General features: G+C 64.1%; 16 protein-coding genes and 3 pseudogenes. 8 read left to right on the top strand and 11 right to left on the bottom strand.

Features of this window, described 5'->3' with window-relative positions; all coding sequences use genetic code 11:
• Positions 1 to 11 precede the first annotated feature (11 nt).
• The 7 genes from NLY37_RS25740 to NLY37_RS25710 form a co-directional block, all read right to left on the bottom strand.
• Entirely contained in the window at positions 12 to 1,451 is a 1,440-nt protein-coding gene (locus NLY37_RS25740; protein WP_023742539.1) for an aldehyde dehydrogenase family protein, read from the bottom strand.
• A gap of 165 nt (positions 1,452 to 1,616) precedes the next feature.
• Positions 1,617 to 2,102 carry a hypothetical protein gene (locus tag NLY37_RS25735; RefSeq protein WP_023694218.1) on the bottom strand — a complete coding sequence of 162 codons (486 nt, stop codon included), beginning with the start codon at positions 2,100 to 2,102 and terminating at the stop codon, positions 1,617 to 1,619.
• 98 nt (positions 2,103 to 2,200) lie between these two features.
• Positions 2,201 to 3,082 (bottom strand): ABC transporter permease, encoded by an 882-nt coding sequence (locus NLY37_RS25730; protein WP_023742540.1) that lies wholly within the window; start codon positions 3,080 to 3,082, stop codon positions 2,201 to 2,203.
• Positions 3,079 to 4,038, bottom strand: coding sequence for an ABC transporter permease (locus NLY37_RS25725; protein ID WP_031195253.1), 960 nt, complete (start codon positions 4,036 to 4,038; stop codon positions 3,079 to 3,081). Before NLY37_RS25725 ends, NLY37_RS25730 begins: the two co-directional genes overlap by 4 nt.
• A 37-nt stretch (positions 4,039 to 4,075) precedes the next feature.
• Complete coding sequence (locus NLY37_RS25720; RefSeq protein ID WP_023703589.1) at positions 4,076 to 5,719, bottom strand: ABC transporter substrate-binding protein; 1,644 nt, start codon at positions 5,717 to 5,719, stop codon at positions 4,076 to 4,078.
• Between the two features lie 35 nt (positions 5,720 to 5,754).
• On the bottom strand, positions 5,755 to 6,531 hold the full coding sequence (locus tag NLY37_RS25715; RefSeq protein ID WP_023738075.1) for a DUF427 domain-containing protein: 777 nt from the start codon (positions 6,529 to 6,531) through the stop codon (positions 5,755 to 5,757).
• Between the two features lie 15 nt (positions 6,532 to 6,546).
• Positions 6,547 to 7,905: an LLM class flavin-dependent oxidoreductase gene (locus tag NLY37_RS25710; protein ID WP_023738074.1), complete on the bottom strand. Its 1,359-nt coding sequence runs from the start codon at positions 7,903 to 7,905 to the stop codon at positions 6,547 to 6,549.
• Positions 7,906 to 8,096: 191 nt separating this feature from the next.
• On the opposite strand from NLY37_RS25710, the pseudogene NLY37_RS25705 reads away from it, so the two are divergent.
• A pseudogene (locus NLY37_RS25705) lies at positions 8,097 to 9,542 on the top strand (ATP-binding cassette domain-containing protein); the annotation flags it as partial.
• A gap of 68 nt (positions 9,543 to 9,610) precedes the next feature.
• Positions 9,611 to 9,877, top strand: a complete 267-nt coding sequence (locus NLY37_RS25700; RefSeq protein ID WP_353621653.1) for an oligopeptide/dipeptide ABC transporter ATP-binding protein — start codon at positions 9,611 to 9,613, stop codon at positions 9,875 to 9,877.
• 77 nt (positions 9,878 to 9,954) lie between these two features.
• On the opposite strand, the pseudogene NLY37_RS25695 reads toward NLY37_RS25700, so the two are convergent.
• Positions 9,955 to 10,134, bottom strand: a pseudogene (locus NLY37_RS25695) (ATP-binding cassette domain-containing protein); the annotation flags it as partial.
• Positions 10,135 to 10,273: 139 nt separating this feature from the next.
• On the opposite strand from NLY37_RS25695, the gene NLY37_RS25690 reads away from it, so the two are divergent.
• The 6 genes and pseudogenes from NLY37_RS25690 (at position 10,274) to NLY37_RS25665 (ending at position 14,957) form a co-directional block, all read left to right on the top strand.
• Positions 10,274 to 11,509 (top strand): ROK family transcriptional regulator, encoded by a 1,236-nt coding sequence (locus NLY37_RS25690; protein WP_023742542.1) that lies wholly within the window; start codon positions 10,274 to 10,276, stop codon positions 11,507 to 11,509.
• Positions 11,510 to 11,525: 16 nt separating this feature from the next.
• Entirely contained in the window at positions 11,526 to 12,605 is a 1,080-nt protein-coding gene (locus NLY37_RS25685) for a Gfo/Idh/MocA family protein (RefSeq protein WP_023694226.1), read from the top strand.
• A complete protein-coding gene (locus tag NLY37_RS25680) occupies positions 12,605 to 13,441 on the top strand; it encodes a sugar phosphate isomerase/epimerase family protein (RefSeq protein WP_023694227.1) in 837 nt (278 codons plus the stop codon). Before NLY37_RS25685 ends, NLY37_RS25680 begins: the two co-directional genes overlap by 1 nt.
• A complete protein-coding gene (locus tag NLY37_RS25675; RefSeq protein WP_023694228.1) occupies positions 13,438 to 14,241 on the top strand; it encodes an alpha/beta fold hydrolase in 804 nt (267 codons plus the stop codon). The genes NLY37_RS25680 and NLY37_RS25675 overlap by 4 nt, the downstream gene beginning before the upstream one ends.
• A 150-nt stretch (positions 14,242 to 14,391) precedes the next feature.
• Positions 14,392 to 14,451, top strand: a pseudogene (locus NLY37_RS25670) (hypothetical protein); the annotation flags it as partial.
• A gap of 71 nt (positions 14,452 to 14,522) precedes the next feature.
• Positions 14,523 to 14,957, top strand: a complete 435-nt coding sequence (locus NLY37_RS25665) for an ROK family protein (protein WP_280799750.1) — start codon at positions 14,523 to 14,525, stop codon at positions 14,955 to 14,957.
• Positions 14,958 to 14,983: 26 nt separating this feature from the next.
• On the opposite strand, the gene NLY37_RS25660 is transcribed toward NLY37_RS25665, so the two are convergent.
• The 3 genes from NLY37_RS25660 to NLY37_RS25650 form a co-directional block, all read right to left on the bottom strand.
• Positions 14,984 to 15,982 carry an ABC transporter ATP-binding protein gene (locus NLY37_RS25660; RefSeq protein ID WP_023668840.1) on the bottom strand — a complete coding sequence of 333 codons (999 nt, stop codon included), beginning with the start codon at positions 15,980 to 15,982 and terminating at the stop codon, positions 14,984 to 14,986.
• Positions 15,983 to 16,012: 30 nt separating this feature from the next.
• Entirely contained in the window at positions 16,013 to 17,074 is a 1,062-nt protein-coding gene (locus NLY37_RS25655) for a Gfo/Idh/MocA family protein (protein ID WP_023732573.1), read from the bottom strand.
• Positions 17,075 to 17,324: 250 nt separating this feature from the next.
• On the bottom strand, positions 17,325 to 18,164 hold the full coding sequence (locus NLY37_RS25650) for a carbohydrate ABC transporter permease (protein ID WP_023668842.1): 840 nt from the start codon (positions 18,162 to 18,164) through the stop codon (positions 17,325 to 17,327).
• Positions 18,165 to 18,230 lie beyond the last annotated feature (66 nt).

The raw sequence follows: 18,230 nt of genomic DNA, 5'->3' as shown, positions 1-18,230 counted from the left end.
TTCACCGTCGATTAGCCGGCAAAGGTGTAGGCTGTCTTCACCGTAGTGTAGAACTCCGCGGCATAGCGGCCCTGCTCGCGCGGGCCGTAGCTCGATCCCTTGCGGCCACCGAACGGGACGTGGAAATCGACGCCGGCGGTCGGCAGATTGACCATCACCATGCCGGCCTCGGAATTGCGCCGGAAATGCGTGGCATGCTTGAGGCTAGAGGTGCAGATGCCGGAGGTCAGGCCGAAGGGGGTGTCATTGGCAACCGCAAGCGCCTCGTCATAGTCCTTGACGCGAATGACGTTGGCGACCGGCCCGAAGATTTCTTCCCGCGAAATGCGCATGGCGTTGGTGCTCTCGGTGAACAGCGCCGGCCTGAGATAGAAGCCGGGTGTTTCGCGGTCCAGCCGCTCGCCGCCGAAGGCGAGGTTGGCGCCTTCCTGGCTGCCGACGGCGATATAGTCCTCGTCCTGCTTCAGCTGGCTCGCATCGACGACGGGCCCGATCTGGGTCTTGGCATCGAGCGCATCGCCGATGACGAGCTTTTCCAGGCGCTCCTTGAGCGCGGCAACGAAGCGGTCGTGAATGCCTTCGGTCACCACCAGGCGCGACGATGCCGTGCAGCGCTGGCCGGTCGAGAAATAGGCGCCGTTGATGGCGCACTCGACAGCCGTGGCGAGGTCGGCGTCGTCGAGCACGACCATCGGATTCTTGCCGCCCATTTCGAGCTGGAACTTGCGCATGTGCTCGACGCTTGCCGCGGCCACGCGTTTGCCGGTGCCGACCGAGCCGGTAAAGGTGATGGCGTTGAGGTCGGGGCTGTCGAGCATGGCCTGGCCGACCACCGAGCCCTTGCCCATGACCAAATTGAGCACGCCTTTCGGCAGGCCGGCGCGGTGCAAGATGTCGACGATGGTCCAGGCGCTTTCGGGAACGAGTTCGGCTGGCTTGAAGACGATGGTGTTGCCGTGGGCGAGCGCCGGCGCGATCTTCCAGGTGGGAATGGCGATCGGGAAATTCCACGGCGTAATGATGCCGACGACGCCAACGGGCTCGCGGGTGATCTCGACGCCGACGCCCGGGCGCACGCTGGGCACCAATTCACCCGACAGGCGCAGCGTCTCGCCGGCGAAGAAGTCGAAGATCTGGGCGGCGCGGATGGTCTCGCCAATGCCCTCGGCCAGCGTCTTGCCCTCTTCGCGCGACAGCGCGCGGCCGATCTCGTCCTTGCGCGCCATGATCTCGTCCGACGCCTTTTTCAGCACGGCGTGGCGCACCAGCGGCGCCGAACGCGACCAGGCCGGGAAGGCGGCTTTGGCCGCCGCTATGGCCTGCTTTGCCTGTTCGGCGCCGGCCGAGGCATATTCGCCAACGACATCCCCCGTGTTCGAGGGATTGATGTTGCGCGAGCCGGCCTCGCCCACCCACTCGCCATCGATCAGATTTTTACGAAACAGGCTCATGTCGCGGTTTCCTTGTATTGGTTCGCTGGGGGTGCCGTATGCCTGAATTATTTATCAGACAAATGACGACACTGTGAGGGCTGAAATCTGGCTGCGGACTGGATAGCCGATGGCGCGCGGCTATGAAAGCCGCGACCTCAAGATGGACAATATGAAGCGGCCCTGTCAGGTCGGAAAAGTCCAGAACAGGCAAGCCAGCGTCGCCGCGGCGAAGATGACGAAAAACAGGCTCCTGAGCAGGATGTTGCGGCGCAGCTCGTTCATGGTGAAATGGCTGCCAACGATGGCCGCGGCAAACAGGAAACGCCAGTTCAGCAGTGCCCACAGCACGCTGCTCTGTCCGAAGGCCCAGCGGGCGACGAGACAGCCGACAATGGTCGCGAACAAGGCGATCACCGCCCAGAACAGCGCATCCGCAGCATGGGTCAAGACGATGCCGGCGGCGCGGATCGGCAGGATCATCATCAGCATGGCGCCGAAGAAATAGACGGCGGCGAGCGGCAGGAACGACCCGGCATCGGCGATGCCGTCCAGCCGCCTCACCCCGATCGCGCCATAGGGATAGCCGTGCCTGGCGACCGCCAGGCTGAGCGCCATGAGCAATGCGGTGAGCACCGCGACCAATGCGAATGTAATGAGGGCCTTGCTCATGCCGTTCCTTGCTTTAAGGCCCTGTCAGAGCCGAATCACGAGGAACGATTTTAGCGCACGGTCCGCGATTGCGCGTCAGCTTTGGTGAGCGCCGATCTTCACCGGTCGCTGTTTTCGAAGGCCCCCATGCCTTGCGCGATCAGATTAGTGGCCATGACCAGCGAGACGATGGCCGCCGAGTTGAAGATCACCACCCACCATTTGCCGCCGGTCAGGAAGCCGTAGCCGTCGGCAACGGCCAGCCCCCAATCGGCGGAAGGCGGCTGGATGCCGAGGCCTAGGAAGCTCAGCGTCGCGATCGAGAAGAAGGCGTAGCCAAGCCTTGTGACCAGCTCGATGAGGATGGTTTCCCTGACATTGGGCAGGATCTCGAGGAACATGATGGCAAGAGCGCTCTCGCCGCCGAGACGGGCGGCGCTGACATAGTCGCGGTCGCGCTGTTCGCGCACGGCGGCGCGCACCGTTCGCGCCACCAGCGGCGCATAGGCGATGCCGATCACCAGGATGACGGTGAGGTTGGACGGCCCGAGCGCGACCAGCGTCATGGTGACGAGCACGATGAAGGGAAAAGCCATCAGCGTGTCGAGCAGCCTGGCGCCGATGGCGTCGATCAGCCCGTCGAAATAGCCGAGCACGAGGCCAAGCACACTGCCGGCGGCTACGCCGAGCAGGGTTGCTGCCGGCGCGACCAGCAGGATGTCACGCGAGCCGACGACGATGCGCGACAGCACGTCACGACCGAGCTGGTCGGTGCCGAACCAGTGCGCCGCGTCGGGCGGCGCCAGCATGACGAGGAAATCCTCGGCATAGGGATCGTAGGGCACAAACAGGCTGCCGAACACGGCACAGCCGACCCAGAACAGCAGGATCAGCGAGCCGATGATGACCGAGGGCGGCAGCTGCGAAACAGTCTCGCGGATGCGACTTGCTGCCCGCCAGCGCAGCGTACGGCGCTCCGGCAATTCCATCAGTTCCATCATGGCGAGACACGGCGGCGCTGCCGCGGATCGAGCAAGGCATTCACGAGATCGCCTGCCGCGGCCGACAGCACGAAGATGGTCGCCATGACCAGCACGCCGGCTTCGAGCATCGGGAAATCGCGCGCCTTCGCGGCGTTGAGGACAAGGTTGCCGAGGCCCTGTATGCCGAACAGCGCTTCGATGACCACCAGACCACCCAGCATGTAACCGGTCTGGGTCGCGAGCACGGCGATGGTCGGCGTCAGCGCATTACGCAGCACGTGCCGGATGAGTATCTCGCGACGCTCGAGGCCCTTCAGGACGGCGGTGCGCGTATAGTCGGCGGCCAGCGCCTCGATCACGCCGGCCCGCGTCATGCGGGCGATGTAGCCGGCAAGGTTCAGCACCAGCGGCAGCGCCGGCAGGATCAGGTAATAGCCACTGACCCAGAGCCCGGCGCCATCGGGAGCAGCGCCGGTGATCGGGAACCAGTTCAGCCACAGGCCGAAGACGATGAGCAACAGCAGGCCGGAGACGAAGTCCGGGACAATGCCGAAGGACACGCCGGCGAGTACGATCAGGCGGTCGATAAAGCGGCCCTGGTTGAGACCGGCGACGATGCCGGCGCCGATGCCCAGCGGCAGCAGAAAGACGAGGATAATTCCGGCAAGGGCCGCCGAGCGCTTGAAGCTTTCCAGAACGAAGGGCGCCACCGGCAAACGCAGCGACAGGGAGGTGCCGAAGTCGCCTGACAGCACGCTGCTGAACCAGTGCCAGTATTGCACGAGCACCGGCTGGTCGGCGCCGAGCTGCCTGTTCAGCGCCGCGACGGCCTCGGCATCGGCGAACGGTCCGAGCATGAGGCGGCCGACATCGCCGGGCAGAACCTGCCCGGCGAAGAACACCAGCATGCTGACCAACCACAGCGTGAGCAGAAGCGAGGCTGCCCGCACCGACACAGTGCGGCCGGTCAGCATCGGATTCCGGTGCCCGGAGTGGCTGGACGTCTCGCAATCATGCCTGGGCGAACGTCACGCGGTCGAGCAGCAGATGCGAGATTGCCGTGAAGCGGACGCCCTCGACCTTCGACGAGACGATGCGGCTGTATTGCGAGAAGTAGCTGATGATCAGCGGCGTCTCGTCCAGCAGCAAGGTCTGGATCTTGCCCGCGGCAAGGCGTTGCGCCTGAAGGTCGCGGGCCTTGCCGTATTCGAGCAGCAGCCCGTCATAGGCCGGGTTGTTGAAATGCGCGGCGTTCCAGGCGCCCGAACTCTTCAGCGTCGCGTTGAGGAAGATGTCGGGCGTGCCGCGATGGCCAAAATCGGTAATGCCGAGATTGGAATCGAGCCATGGCGACGAGCCGAACTTCGCCGAGCCATAATAGGCGTCCTGCGGCAGCACGTTGAGCTTGATGTCGATGCCGGCCTTCTTGGCAAAATTCTGGATCAGCACGGCATAATCGGGAATGTCATAGGCGCGCTCGGTGGTCAGCGTCACCGGGAAGCCGTTCGGCACGCCGGCCTCGCCAAGCAGGCGCTTGGCCTCGGCGATGTCCTGCTTGCGCTGCGGTACCGACGGATCGGCCGAGGGGAAGATCGGCGCGAACGGGGTGTCGTTGCCGATGATGGCGCGGCCCTTGAGCAAGCCCTTGACCACCGCCTCGCGGTCGATGGTGAGCGCCAAGGCGCGGCGGATGCGCTTGTCGGTGAACGGCGCCTGGTCGGTCCGCAGATGCACCTCGTCATGCGAGCTTGCCTGCACGCTGAGCAGCTTGAAGTTGGGATTGCCCTCGATCGCCAATTCCAGCCGGGTCGTGCTCGGGATGACGTCGAGCTGGCCGGCCTGCAGCGCCAGCACCTGCGCCTGCTCGTCGTCGAAGAACTTGATTTCGACGCGGTCGGGCAGCGCCTTGTCGCCCCAATAGTCAGGGTTGCGCACGAAGCTGGCGCCCTGCTTGGGGCGGAAGGATTCGAGCTTGAACGGGCCGGTGCCGTTGAAATTCTTCTCGAAATCGCCGGCATAGTCGGCCGGCAGGATGACGGCATTGTAGACGTCGGACGAGACATAGAAGGGGAAGTTGCTGTTGGGCCCGTCGAGATCAAAGGCGACTGTCTGGTCGTCGACGACCTTGGCGCCGCCCTTGGACAGGATGCCCTTATAGGCAGACAAAGCGGACGAACCGCTGGCCGGATCGACCAGCCGCTCGAAGCTCGCCACCACATCCTTGGCGGTGACGGTGCGGCCGTCGTGGAATTTCACGCCCGGCCGCAATTTGAAGGTCCAGCGGCTGGCGGTCTCGTCGGCCTCCCACGACAGAGCGAGCTTGGGCTGCAGACCGTCCTTGGGATCGTCGAGGATGAGATATTCGCCGACCTGGCTGATGACGCCGATGCTGGCCGGATCGGTGATGGAGACGGGATCGATCGCCTTGGTCGGCTGTCCGAGCCCAACGCGGACCGTGCCGCCGGCGCCGGCAGCGCGCGCAGTGCCGAAACCAGCAAGTCCCTGCGAGGCGGCAAAGCCGGTGAGGCCGATCAAGGCTGCGTATTTCAGCAGATCGCGGCGCTTGAGGAAGCCGGCCTGGTGCTCATCGACGGCGACGTTCCAGATGTCGCCGGACAGATTGCGAAGCGTATCGATGTCGTTGCGTTTGGTCATTTTGAAACCCCTGTCTGAAATGACTGTTGAATGGCTTAAGCGACTGGTTCGCCGTCGAGATGGATGCGGTCGACGGCTTGCGGGTAAAAGGCGATGAGGCCCCTGATCTTGGGCATTTCGGCAATGGGATCGCGGTAGCTCCAGGCGACATCGGGGCTTACCGAGCCGTCGGCGCGCCGGCCCGACCAGTAGGAGGCGATGCCCTTGTAGGGACAGCGCGTCGTGCTGTCCGAAGCGACCAGCCGGTCGAGCCTGACATCGTCCGGGTGCAGGTAGAAACGCGTCGGTAGATGCGTTTCGAACAGCAGCACCGGGCGATGGCTGTCGGCGATCAGTTCGCCGTCGAACCAGATTTGGACGTGACTTGAACTCTGCAGCACATCGATGCGTGCGTATGGATCGCGGGCGTGGACGAAGACCTCTTCTTCCTCCTCGAACCATTGGTCGACCGCCTTCCAGGTGAAGGCGATACGCCCGGCCAGCGGCGACAGATTTTCATCCGGCGGCGCGACAAGCGACCAGGCCGCGTTGGGCGAAGCTTTTTCTCCCGTCTCCAGGTTCCAATAGGTGGTTTCGCCACCGACGGGATGGCGCTGGCTATGCTCGGACGGCTTTAAGAGCGAGCGGTCCACCGAGGAGGCCGGGAAGAAATAGATCGGCAGAAAATGGTTGGAGCGCAGCACCAGGACGTTGCGGCTGTCGGCGATGGTGCGGCCGGCGAATTTGACCCGAATGCGCTTGGGGCTGTGCAGAACATTGATGAGCTGCGGAGCCGTGGCTTCGCGGGGCTGAAGTTTTGGCGCTGCGGTCATATCAATTGCCCCAAGTCAGGATACGGCGCGCACATTGTCGCGCTGTTCGGCGAAGCGGTTGGCCGGCCGAGCCAGGCCGAAACGGTCACGCAGCGTCCCCGGCGCATATTCGGTGGGGAATACGCCGCGGCGCTGCAGTTCCGGCACGACCTGCTCGGCAAAATTCACCCAATCCTCCGGGAGCAGCGGGAACATCAGGTTGAAGCCGTCGGCGGCACCTGCCTCGAACCAGTCCTGCAGCTGATCGGCGATCTGGTTCGGTGTGCCGACGACGGTCGGCACCGAACCGCTGTTGGCGAGCTTGCGAGCGATCTCGCGCAGAGTGAGGTTCTGCTTCGACCATTCCTTGACGCGATTGAGCGAGGTGCGGCCGCCATTGAAGGTGCTCTCGTCCGGCAGCGGCGGCAGCGGGCCGTCCGGCGGATATACGGAGAGATCGACGCCGCTCCAGCTCGAGAGAAGGTCGATGCCGACCCTATCGGGAAGCAAGCTCTGCAGATACTCCTGCCGCTCGCGTCCCTCCGCTTCGGAAGCTGCGACGATCGGCAGGATGCCCGGCAGGATCTTGAAGCTCTCGGGCTTGCGACCGTAACGGGCGAGGCGCTCGTTGATGTCCTGCCTATAGTTGATGCCGTCTTCCTTGGTGCTGTAGATGGCAAAGTGCGCATCGGCATGCGCGGTAGCGAAATTCTTGCCGTCTTCGGACGAGCCGGCCTGGACGATCAGCGGATGGCCCTGCGGCGGGCGCGAGACATTGAGCGGTCCGCGCACCTTGAAGTGCGGGCCCTTGTGGTTGATCGCATGGACCTTGTCGGGATCGGCGAAATAGCCCGATGCCTTGTCGATAAGCAGGGCTTCGTCTTCCCAGCTGTCCCACAGTGCCTTGACGATATCGAGGAATTCGGTGGCGCGCTCATAGCGAAAGGCGTGCTCGATATTGCCGTCGCGGCCGAAATTGCGGGCCTCCTCGTCCATGGCCGACGTCACCACATTCCAAGACGCCCTGCCCTTGCTGATATGGTCGAGCGTGGCAAACATGCGGGCGACATTGTAGGGCTCGCTGTAGGAGCTCGAGGCGGTGGTGATGAGGCCGATATGCCTGGTCACGCCGGCAAGCGCCGACAACAGCGTCAGCGGTTCCAGGCGGGCATTGGCGTAATGGGCTACGCCGCTCTGTACGGAATCCCAGATCGCGACATGGTCGGCGACGAAGATCGTATCGATCCTGGCGCGCTCGGCAGACTGGACGAGATCGCGGTAGAAGTCGAAGTCGAGCACTTCGCGGCCCGGCGCGCGCGGATGGCGCCACGACATGCGATGATCGCCCTGCGGATTGAAGAAAAACGCGCTGAGGATCATGTGGTCGCGTGCCATGCCGGTCTCCTTGCAGAACTGCTTCAGGCGACCGTCGCGATGCCTCGACCGGCTGCGACAATCTCTCCTGAGCGGTGAAAGGTAGATTGCGCTCCAGCTTAATTCGAGTAATTTTATAGAGATTGTGCGGCGCGAAAGCGGAAGCGATTGCCCTCGAAGACCGCGCCGAAAGAAAGTGGTTTCAGCAAGACATGTCGTCATCGGTTCTGAACGTCGAGCAGCTCACCGTCGCCTATGATGAACGCCGAGGATCGCATCCGGCCGTCAACGGCGTGTCGCTCACCATCGGCGAAGGCGAAGCGCTCGGCCTTGTCGGCGAGTCCGGCTCGGGCAAAAGCTCGGTGGCACTCGCTATTCTGCGCTATCTGCCGAGTAACGCCCGGATCGCCGCGTCGGCGCTCGAGTTCCAGGGCCGCGAGATCCGCAATCTCTCCGGCGAACAGCTGCGCCGGCTAAGGGGCGATCGCATCGCGGCCGTCTACCAGCATCCGGGTGCGGCGCTCAATCCGGCCATGACGATTGGCCGGCAGATCACCGAGACGATCATGCGGCATCGCCCGGTTCGGCAGGACGAAGCACGCACCCGCGCCGCCGAGTTGCTCGGCCGCGTCAGGGTGAGCAATCCGGAGCGGGTGCTCGATCTCTATCCGCACGAATTGTCGGGCGGCATGCAGCAGCGCGCCAACATCGCGATTGCCATTGCGCTCGACCCGTCGCTGCTGGTGCTGGACGAGCCGACGACGGCGCTTGACGCCAGCGTCCAGTCCGAGATCGTCGCCATCCTGCAGGACTTGCGCCGCGATCACCAAACCAGCGTTCTGCTGATCAGCCATGACATCAACATGGTCCGCCGGGCCTGCGATCGGGTGGCCGTGATGCAGTCGGGGACGGTGGTCGAAAGCGGCATCGCCAACGATGTCTTCGAGAACCCTGTTCACGCGTACACCAAGGCGCTGATCGCCTCGATCCCGGCGCTCAACTTCACCAAGCGCGACGGCAGGCTGGCCGAGATGCACACAACCGGCCCGTCGAAGCCTGTCCGCAGCGATCAACCGGAAGCCGCACGTCCGATCGCCGTCGCCTGCAAAGGCATCAGCCACGCCTTCGGCTGCCAGGCCGTCCTGCACGATATCGACCTGGAGATAGCCCAGGGCGAGACGTTCGGGCTGATCGGCGAATCCGGCTCCGGCAAGTCGACATTGGCAAGGATCGTGACTGGCCTCCAGACGCCGGACGCTGGGTCGGTCGAGCTGTTCGGCAGCACTGTCGCGCCGCTCGTCGAGAAAAGAAGCCTGAGCGAACGGCGCGACGTGCAGATGGTGTTCCAGTCACCCGACCGCACGCTCAATCCGCGCCAGCGGATCGGCAGGATCCTCGGCCGTCCGCTGCGGCGGCTCGCCGGCTTTGGCCGCAGCGAGGTGAAGCAGCGTGTCGCCGATCTCCTGGCCTCGGTTCGTCTTGCCGCTACGACCGTCGACCAGAAGCCGAGATCGCTGTCTGGTGGCCAGCGCCAACGTGCGGCGATTGCGCGCGCCTTTGCCGGCGTGCCGAAGCTCGTGGTGTTGGACGAGCCGACCTCTGCGCTCGACGTTTCCGTGCAGGCGACCGTGCTCAATTTGCTCAACGACCTGCAGCGCGACAAGGACACCACCTATCTGTTCATCAGCCACGACCTCAGGGTGGTGCGCTATATGGCCGCGGCCGGCTGGTCGAGACGGGGTCATCCGAGCAGATTTTCCGTGGCCCCAACCACCCCTACACGAAGCTGCTTCTGGCCGCGTCCTCGGATGAGACGGCGCCGAGGGCTCCGGCTCAGCTCCACGTCGCGGCACACGATGCCGAGACCTCCGGATGCTCCTTTGCCGCCCGCTGTCCTGTCGCGCTGCCCGATTGCCGAAAGGCGCAACCACCCGTCAGGCAGGCCGGCGACGGTCATCTGATCGCCTGCTGGAGAGACGCAAGCAGTCTCTGATTGCGAAGCGGGCAACTGACAAGCCTTCTTTCGAGGAGATGTCCCCCGGCCGATGCGGCCGGAGGACAGGCTTGGGAGGCGCCTGATGTCGGCTGGAAATTTCCGGCGATGGTTTTGACCAGCGTCGATTTGCCGGCGCCATTGTCGCCCATCAGGCCGAGAACCTCGCCCTCGTTGATGTCGAGCGAGACATTGTCCAGCGCGCGGACGGCACCGAAATCCTTCACGATGTGTTCGAGACGCGCTAGAACCGGCATCGCATCCTCCCATGCCAATTTGTAAGTTTCTGATACAAATCATCGTTTGAAACTTGGGTCAATGGGCCTGGGGATGCTGAATATTTGTTGCAATGCACCCAACCTTGGGCCTTTCAAACCGCCTAGAAATTCTATTAGTATGATAATCAAACAAATTGTGGAGAACGACGTGCTGGTGTCGACCGATCTTCGGCCGAACGAAACGCGGGCACTTGCGGCGCTGTTTCGTGTCGGCGCGTTGAGCCGAGCGGCGCTCGCACGCGATCTCGGCCTGACCCGGTCGACCACCGGCGCCCTGGTGCTGGGGCTGACCGAAGCCGGTCTGGCGCGCGAGCGGTCGGATGGAACGGACGACGAGCAGGATAGCGAGGGTCGGGTCGGCCGTCCCGGTATCCTTGTCGAGATCGACGGCAATGGCGGCTTCTTCCTTGGCGCTTATATCGGCGTCAACTGGATCGCAGCCGTGGCTGTCGACCTTGCCGGCGCGCGGCGTGCGAGCGCCTCTAGGGCATTTGCCGGCCCCGGTAGCACGCCCGAAGCCGCGGTCGACATCATCGGGGAACTCGTCGCCGAGATCCGCTCACAATTGCCTGCGGGCACGCGCCCCTACGGGCTCAATGTCGCCGTGCCCGGCTTCCCCGCCGCCGACGGGATTTCATACCATGCCACCATCCTTGGCTGGCACGGGGTCAATCTGGCGGAGCTTTTGCGCACTGCCTTTGGCGCGGACTTTCCGATCCTCTTGGAAAACGATGCCAATGCCGTGGCGGTGGCCGAGACATACCGGGCGCAGCCGGGCAAGGACCATGAGGATGCTCTGGTCATCCTGATCGAGAACGGCGTTGGCGGCGGCATCATCAATGCCGGCAGGCTGCATCGCGGCCGGCTCGGCGGCGCCGGCGAAATCGGGCATCTGCGCATCGGCGACGAAGGTTTTGTCTTCGACGCGAAGCGCCCGGGCCGACTGGAATCCTATGTCGGCAAGGATGCTTTACTGGCTCGCTATTTGCACATAAGCGGACTGCGCGCCGGCGTGGATGAGTTTGTCGCAGCGCTGGCCGCCGGCGATCCGGCAGCCGTTGCCACCGCGCGCGACTGGGCGCTCTGGTTCGGCCGCGGCCTGGCGACACTTGCCTGCACCTTGCAGCCGGAGCGCATCATCCTCTCGGGCTCGGTCAATGCCGTCTATCCTTTCGTCGCTGAGCAGGTCGAGGCTTTCCTGTCGGACTTCCTCGCCGAAGGCTATCCCGTTCCCCGGATCGAACTGGCGCGCGTCCGCGCCGACGGTCCGGCATTGGGCGCTGCCTGCCTGCTGCATCAGGCAGCTTTGTCGGGCGATCCGCAATTTCAACTTCGCGGCCTCGCCGCGCGCTAATCAGGAGAAAGATTCCATGCCTCGCAAAGATGAAAAGCGGCTGCGTGTCGGCGTGCTCGGCTGCGGTCCGATTGCGCAGGCGGCGCATTTCGAATCCTGCACCAAGGCGCGCAATGCCGATCTCTATGCCATCTGCGATGTCGCCGACGATCTGCGCGACAGGATGGCGGCGACCTACGCGCCCGAAAAATCCTATGCCGACTATGGCCAGATGCTGGCCGATCCCGACCTCGATGCCGTCATCATCGCGACATCGGACACGTTCCACGTCAAGGCCACGGAACTGGCGCTGGATGCCGGCAAGCACGTGCTGTGCGAGAAGCCGCTGGGCGTTTCGGTCGAGGAAGTCGAAGGCTTGCGGGCGGCGGTCGACAGGAGCGGCAAGGTGCTCCAGGTCGGTCATATGAAGCGCTTCGATCCCGGCATCCAGGCGGCCAAGGCCTTCGTCGACGACGAGATGGGTGAGCGGCTGGCGTTCAAGGGCTGGTATTGCGACAGCACCCATCGCTACCCGATGACCGATGCGGTCCAGCCGCTGATCATCACCAGCACCAAGGCGCGCAAGCCTTCCGTCAATCCCAAGGCGGATCTGCGCCAGTATTACATGCTGGCGCATGGCAGCCACCTCATCGACACGGCGCGCCATCTGCACGGCCCAATCGAGGCTGTCGAGGCCCGGCTCACCGAGCGCTACGGCGCCTATTGCTGGTTCATCACCACCATCTTCGCCGACGGGTCGGTCGGCCATCTCGACCTGACGGTTGCCGTGCGCATGGACTGGCACGAAGGGTTTCAGATCTATGGTCAGAACGGCAGCGTTCTCGCGAAGACCTATAACCCCTGGTACTACAAGAGCAGCGAGGTCGACATTTTCCGCGAGGCCGATGGCAGCTGGCATCGCACGCTTGGCGCAGACGGTCACTTCTATCGCCGCCAGCTCGAAGGCTTTGCCGATGTCGTGCTGAATGGCGCGCCCATGGTTGGCGCCGGCATAGACGACGGCATCGCATCGGTCAGGGGGATGGCGGCCATCGCCCGCTCCGCCGCTGCCGGCGGCCGCGCCGTCCGCCTCGCCGACGTCGACGGGGTCGTGTGATGCAGCTTGGGATCTTCGCCAAGACCTTCACCACCACCGGCGCCTTGCCGGTTCTGCGCGCGGTCGCGGACGCCGGCTACGCGGCGGCGCAGTTCAACCTGGCGTGCCTTGGACTGCCGTCGATGCCGGACAGCATCGAGCCGGATGCGGCCCGATCCGTCGTTGAGGCGAGCCGCCAGACCGGTGTTTCGATTGCAGCAGTGTCTGGAACCTACAACATGATCCATCCCGATCGCAGGGTTCGCGATCAGGGACTCGCCCGGCTCGAGGTACTGGCTGCGTCATGCGCTGACATGGGCACGCGGCTGATTACGCTGTGCACCGGCACCAGGGATGCTGAGGATCAGTGGCGCTGGCATGCCGACAATGCCACTGACGCCGCCTGGAGCGATCTTCGGGTGGAGATGGAAGCCGCGATCGCGATTGCCGAGCGCTTCGACATCGAGCTTGGCATCGAACCGGAACTTGCCAATGTCGTCTCCAGCGCGCGGGCCGCACGCCGCCTGCTCGATGAGGTGAACAGCAAGCGCCTGCGCATTGTGCTCGACCCGGCCAATCTGTTCGAAGTGGCTGACAGCGCGGAGCGTCATCGCCTGATCGACGAGGCCGTCGACCTGCTGGCCGCCGAGATCGGCATGGCCCATGCCAAGGACCGCCATGCCGACGGCAGTTTTGCCGCCGCCGGACAGGGCGTTGTCGACTTCCCGCATTTCATTAGCCGCCTTCAAGCTGCCGGGTTCGACGGCCCCCTGATCACGCACGGCCTGATGGAGGCCGAGGCGCCCGGCGTGGGCGCCTTCCTTCGCTCTGCGCTCGAAGAAAGCGGAAGAGCGTGAAACAGACCTTCAGCCGCGACGGTGCCGACCTTGCTTACCGGGACGTCGGCGCCGGCTTCCCCGTCATCTTTCAGCATGGGCTGGGCGGTGATGAAGCGCAGGTCGCCGACGTGTTTCCCGACCTGCCGCAGACACGGCGGGTGACGCTCGAATGCCGTGGCCAGGGTGGATCCGGCTACGGGCCGGTCGAGCGGCTTTCGATTGCGACTTTTGCTGAAGATGTCGAAGCGCTCGCCGACGATCTCGGCATCGGTCCGGCCGTCGTCGGCGGCATTTCGATGGGTGCGGCGCTGGCGCTGCGCCTGGCAGTGCATAGGCCGGCCCGTGTGCGCGCTTTGGTGCTCGCCCGGCCCGCCTGGGTAGCCCAGGCGGCTCCGGAAAATATGAGGCCCTATGCCGTCGTCGGCGATCTCTTGATGCGGCATTCGCCTGAAGACGCCAGGCGTCTGTTCGATGACAGCGCTGTTGCCGGCGAACTGGCCAGATTGGCGCCGGACAATCTCGGCAGCCTGCAAGGCTTCTTCACTCGCCCGGACCCGGTTCTGTTCGGCAGGCTGCTTTCGGCGATCGCCGGCGATGGTCCCGGCGTGAGCGAGGCGGACATCCGCGCTATCGCGGTGCCGACTCTTGTCATCGGCCATGACCATGACCTCGTCCATCGCCTGGCCGACGCACAGACGCTGGCCGGACTCATTCCGTCGGCCCGGCTTTGCACCATCACAGCCAAATCGCAGGATCGCGCCGCCTACCGGCTGGAATTCCGCGCCTGTCTTTCGGAATTCCTGGAACCGCTCGCATGACGCATCAAACGATGGACGACACGATCGCCGTGGTCGAGATCGGCGGCACGTCGGTCAAGGTTGGCTTTGCCGACCACGGCATCCCGGTGGATTCCCGAGCTGAACGGCATCCGGCTGGGTACGGAACTGGCATCGCGGCTCCGCGTTCCCGTGCGGCTCGAACGCGACGTCGTGCTGCAATTGCTGGGTGAAAGCGTCGCCGGCGCAGTGAAGCGGCAAAAGGAGGTGCTGGCGGTCTATCTCGGCACCGGCATCGGTGCGCCTATCTCGGCAAGGACGGCATTTTCAGGGGTGGCGGCTGGGCGCTCGAGATCGGCCACATGCCGATCTACCGGCCCGACGAAAGCGGTCCGCCAAACCGGGTCGAGACCTATGCCTCAGGGGCAACGCTCGTCGAACTCGCGACAGACTACGATATCCCGGTGGCCGATCTGTTTTCGGCGGCCGGGCAGCCGCCATCGCTGCGCGAATGGCTCGACGAAATCGTCTGGCAGCAGGCGGTGGCCGTCGCAACCGCAGCCGCCCTGTTTTCCCCGCAGACGATCCTGATCGGCGGCGGTATCGTCGACATGAAGTCCTATCCCCGCCAGACGCTCAAGCAGCGCATCGCGGACAGCCTGCCGCATTCGCTTGTTGTAGAGCCTCTGGACATACGCTGGGCGGCCCTGGGCTGGCAGGCGGCGATCCATGGCGCGGTGCTGCTCGGCGCGGTGTGATCGCCGTGATTGCTGTCGGCGAAGGATTACTTGATCGTCTTGCCGTCCGCCCCAAACCGGTATGTCTTACCCGGCTCGGGCGTTGCATACAGCGTCGCACCGGGCTCGGCGTCGTAGACACCGAAAATGCGCACCGTGATCAGCCCGGCCTTTTCGCAGTCGAGATAGAGGTTGGTGTCGGCGCCGAGATGTTCGGCGTGCACTACCGTTCCCTTCCAGGCACCGGACCTTGGATCCACGGTCAGATGCTCCGGCCGCACGCCGATCGTCTTGGCCGTCTCGCCCAATCTGGCGCCGTCGATGAAATTCATCTTCGGCGAGCCGATAAAGCCGGCGACGAACTCGTTTGCCGGCGAATTGTAAAGCTCCATCGGGCCGCCGATCTGCTCGATCTGGCCGGCGTTGAGCACGACGATCTTGTCGGCCAGCGTCATCGCCTCGACCTGATCATGGGTGACGTAGATCATCGTTGCCTTCAGCCGGCGATGCAGCTGCGCGATCTCCAGTCGCGTGTTGACGCGAAGCGCAGCGTCGAGGTTCGAAAGCGGCTCGTCGAAGAGAAACAGTTTCGGCTCACGCACCACGGCGCGGCCGATGGCGACGCGCTGGCGCTGGCCGCCCGACAGTTCCGCCGGCCGCCGCTCGAGATACGGTTCCAGCGACAGCATCGACGAGGCGACGCCGATGCGGCGTTCGATCTCCGGGGCGGGCGTGCCGGCCTGCTTGAGGCCGAGGCCCATATTGTTCTTCACCGTCAGATGCGGGTAGAGCGCGTACGTCTGGAACACCATGGCGATGCCGCGTTTTGCCGGGGGCGTGGCCGAGACATCGGCGCCGTCGATCACCACCCTGCCGGAGGTCGAATCCTCCAGCCCGGCGATGACCCTGAGCAAGGTTGACTTGCCGCAGCCAGATGGGCCGACGAAGACGACGAATTCGCCGTCGGTCACTTCGAGGTTGATGCCTTTCAGCACCTCGACCGGCCCGAAGGCCTTCTTCACATTCTCGATTACCAGCGAGCCCACGGCTTCGTCCTTGTTCTAGAGTTTGCCCTACTAGAGCTTAACTGGGGCGCCGCTGCGCACGCTCTCATCGGCGGCAAGGCAGACGGCGAGCGATTTCACCGCGTCGTCCATGTGGCGGGTCAGGTCGATGTCTTCCCGGATCGCCTTCAGCACGAAGGCCTGTTCGAGGTCGCAGAGATCCTGGTGGCCGGGTTCGCCGTCCATCGACAGCATCTCGTCCGGCCTGGCGAACTTGCCGTCCGCACCCGTCGCAGCGCTGTGCAGGCGGATGGTCGAGGTCTTGGTGTGGGTGTCGATGTCGTCCGACTTCACACCTTCCTTCATGACGATCGACACGCAGCCATTGGGCGACATCACGTCCTTCACGAAGAACGCCGTTTCCGAAATCATCGGTCCCCAGGCAGCTTCGTACCAGCCGACCGAACCGTCATCGAACAGCACCTGCAGATGGCCGTAATTGTACATGGTCGGCGCGATTTCCTCGGTCAGCCGCAGCCCCATGCCGCGCACCTCGACCGGCTTGGCGTCGGTGATCTGCAGCATGACGTCGAGATAGTGCACGCCGCAATCGACGATCGGCGACGTCGTCTGCATCAACTGCTTGTGCGTCTGCCAGGTCGGGCCTGACGATTGCTGGTTGAGGTTCATGCGGAACACGTAAGGGCCACCGAGCTTGCGCGCCTCGGCGATCAGCCGGACCCAGGACGGGTGATGGCGCAGGATATAGCCAATCACCAGCTTTCTGCCATTGGCCTTGGCCGCCGCGACGACGCGCTTGGCGTCCGCCACCGTTGTTGCGAGCGGCTTCTCGACGAAGACGTGGCAGCCGGCCTCGAATGCCTTCACCGCATAGTCGGCATGGCTGTCGGAATAGGTGGCGATGCAGGCGACGTCGGGCTTTTCATCGCGCAATGCATCGTCGAAGGAACGACGGATGTCATAGCCCGACAGCCCGTCCGGTAACGGCACGTCGGAGCGGTTGATCAGGGCCGCGATCTCGAAGCCCGGATTAGTGTGGTAGGCCAGCGCATGGCTACGCCCCATATTACCGAGGCCTGCGACGACGACGCGAAGGGGCGATTTAGAGGTCACCTAACTACTCCAGATGTTCCAGTTGTTCCTTCTGAGAGGGTGTCACCCCACCCGGCGCTTCGCGCCGACCTCCCCATCGAGGGGAGGTAGGACGTTGGCGCGAACACCCTCACTGCCAAAGAAGCTTCTCCGAAAGTCGCCCTTTGGCGGTCGTGAATGAAGCCACGACCTTTTACCTCCCCTTGATGGGGAGGTCGGCGCGCAGCGCCGGGTGGGGTGAAGGCTCCAGCAGAGATTTGTAGGGCTCCGCTCACTTGACGGCTCCGGATGTGATGCCTCGGATCAGCTGCCGCGAGAAGATGACGTAGAGGGTCAGCACCGGCATGATCGCCAGCGAGAGTGCGGCCAGGATGGCGTTCCAGTTGGTGACGAACTGGCCGAGGAACAACTGCGCGCCGAGCGTCACCGTCTTGGTCTCTTCCGACGGCGCCAGGATCAGCGGGAACCACAGATCGTTCCAGATCGGGATCATGGTGAAGACGGCGACCGTCGCCATCGACGGCCGCACCAGCGGCAGCACCAGCCGAAAGAAGATCGTGTATTCCGACAGCCCGTCGATACGGCCGGCATTCTTCAGATCGTCCGACACCTGCTTCATGAATTCCGACAGGATGAAGACGGCCAGCGGCAGCCCTTGCGCGGTGTAGACCAGGATCAGCGCCGTCAGCGTGTTGACCAGCCCGCTCGCCACCATCAATTGCAGGATGGCGACGGTGCCGAGCCGGATCGGGATCATGATGCCGAGCGCGAGGTAAAGCCCCATCAGCGTGTTGCCGCGGAAGCGGTATTCCGAGAGCGCGAACGCCGCCATCGCGCCGAACAGAAGCACGAAGAACAGCGAGGCGACGGTGACGACGAGGCTGTTCTGAAAATAGTGGATGAAGTCGCCCTGCCCGATCACGGTGGTATAGCCGATCAGGTCGAAGGTCTTTGGCGTCGGCGGCGTCAGCGGTTCGCTGAAGATGCCGGCGCGGGACTTGAACGAATTCATGATGACCAGGATCACCGGAAACAGCGCGATCGCCGTGTAGGTCAGCAGGATCGCGTGGGCGCCGATGGTGCGGGGCAGCGAACGAGTGGCGGTGCTCATTGGAAGGTCTCCTGACGAGCCAAGGCAGGCGAGGTTGGCGCCAAGGCACCCCCCTCTGTCCTGCCG

It is taken from the genome of Mesorhizobium sp. C395A, from assembly GCF_030323205.1.
Taxonomy (GTDB): Bacteria; Pseudomonadota; Alphaproteobacteria; order Rhizobiales; family Rhizobiaceae; genus Mesorhizobium.
The sequence above is the reverse complement of the archived record's forward strand: the minus strand, read 5'-3'. Positions and strand labels throughout refer to the sequence as shown.

Excerpts from the sequence above, each read along its gene's own strand:
- NLY37_RS25740 (WP_023742539.1), bottom strand. The coding sequence starts at position 1,451 with ATGAGCCTGTTTCGTAAAAATCTGATCGATGGCGAGTGGGTGGGCGAG.
- NLY37_RS25735 (WP_023694218.1), bottom strand. The coding sequence starts at position 2,102 with ATGAGCAAGGCCCTCATTACATTCGCATTGGTCGCGGTGCTCACCGCA.
- NLY37_RS25730 (WP_023742540.1), bottom strand. The coding sequence starts at position 3,082 with ATGATGGAACTGATGGAATTGCCGGAGCGCCGTACGCTGCGCTGGCGG.
- NLY37_RS25725 (WP_031195253.1), bottom strand. The coding sequence starts at position 4,038 with ATGCTGACCGGCCGCACTGTGTCGGTGCGGGCAGCCTCGCTTCTGCTC.
- NLY37_RS25720 (WP_023703589.1), bottom strand. The coding sequence starts at position 5,719 with ATGACCAAACGCAACGACATCGATACGCTTCGCAATCTGTCCGGCGAC.
- NLY37_RS25715 (WP_023738075.1), bottom strand. The coding sequence starts at position 6,531 with ATGACCGCAGCGCCAAAACTTCAGCCCCGCGAAGCCACGGCTCCGCAG.
- NLY37_RS25710 (WP_023738074.1), bottom strand. The coding sequence starts at position 7,905 with ATGGCACGCGACCACATGATCCTCAGCGCGTTTTTCTTCAATCCGCAG.
- NLY37_RS25690 (WP_023742542.1), top strand. The coding sequence starts at position 10,274 with ATGATAATCAAACAAATTGTGGAGAACGACGTGCTGGTGTCGACCGAT.
- NLY37_RS25685 (WP_023694226.1), top strand. The coding sequence starts at position 11,526 with ATGCCTCGCAAAGATGAAAAGCGGCTGCGTGTCGGCGTGCTCGGCTGC.
- NLY37_RS25680 (WP_023694227.1), top strand. The coding sequence starts at position 12,605 with ATGCAGCTTGGGATCTTCGCCAAGACCTTCACCACCACCGGCGCCTTG.
- NLY37_RS25650 (WP_023668842.1), bottom strand. The coding sequence starts at position 18,164 with ATGAGCACCGCCACTCGTTCGCTGCCCCGCACCATCGGCGCCCACGCG.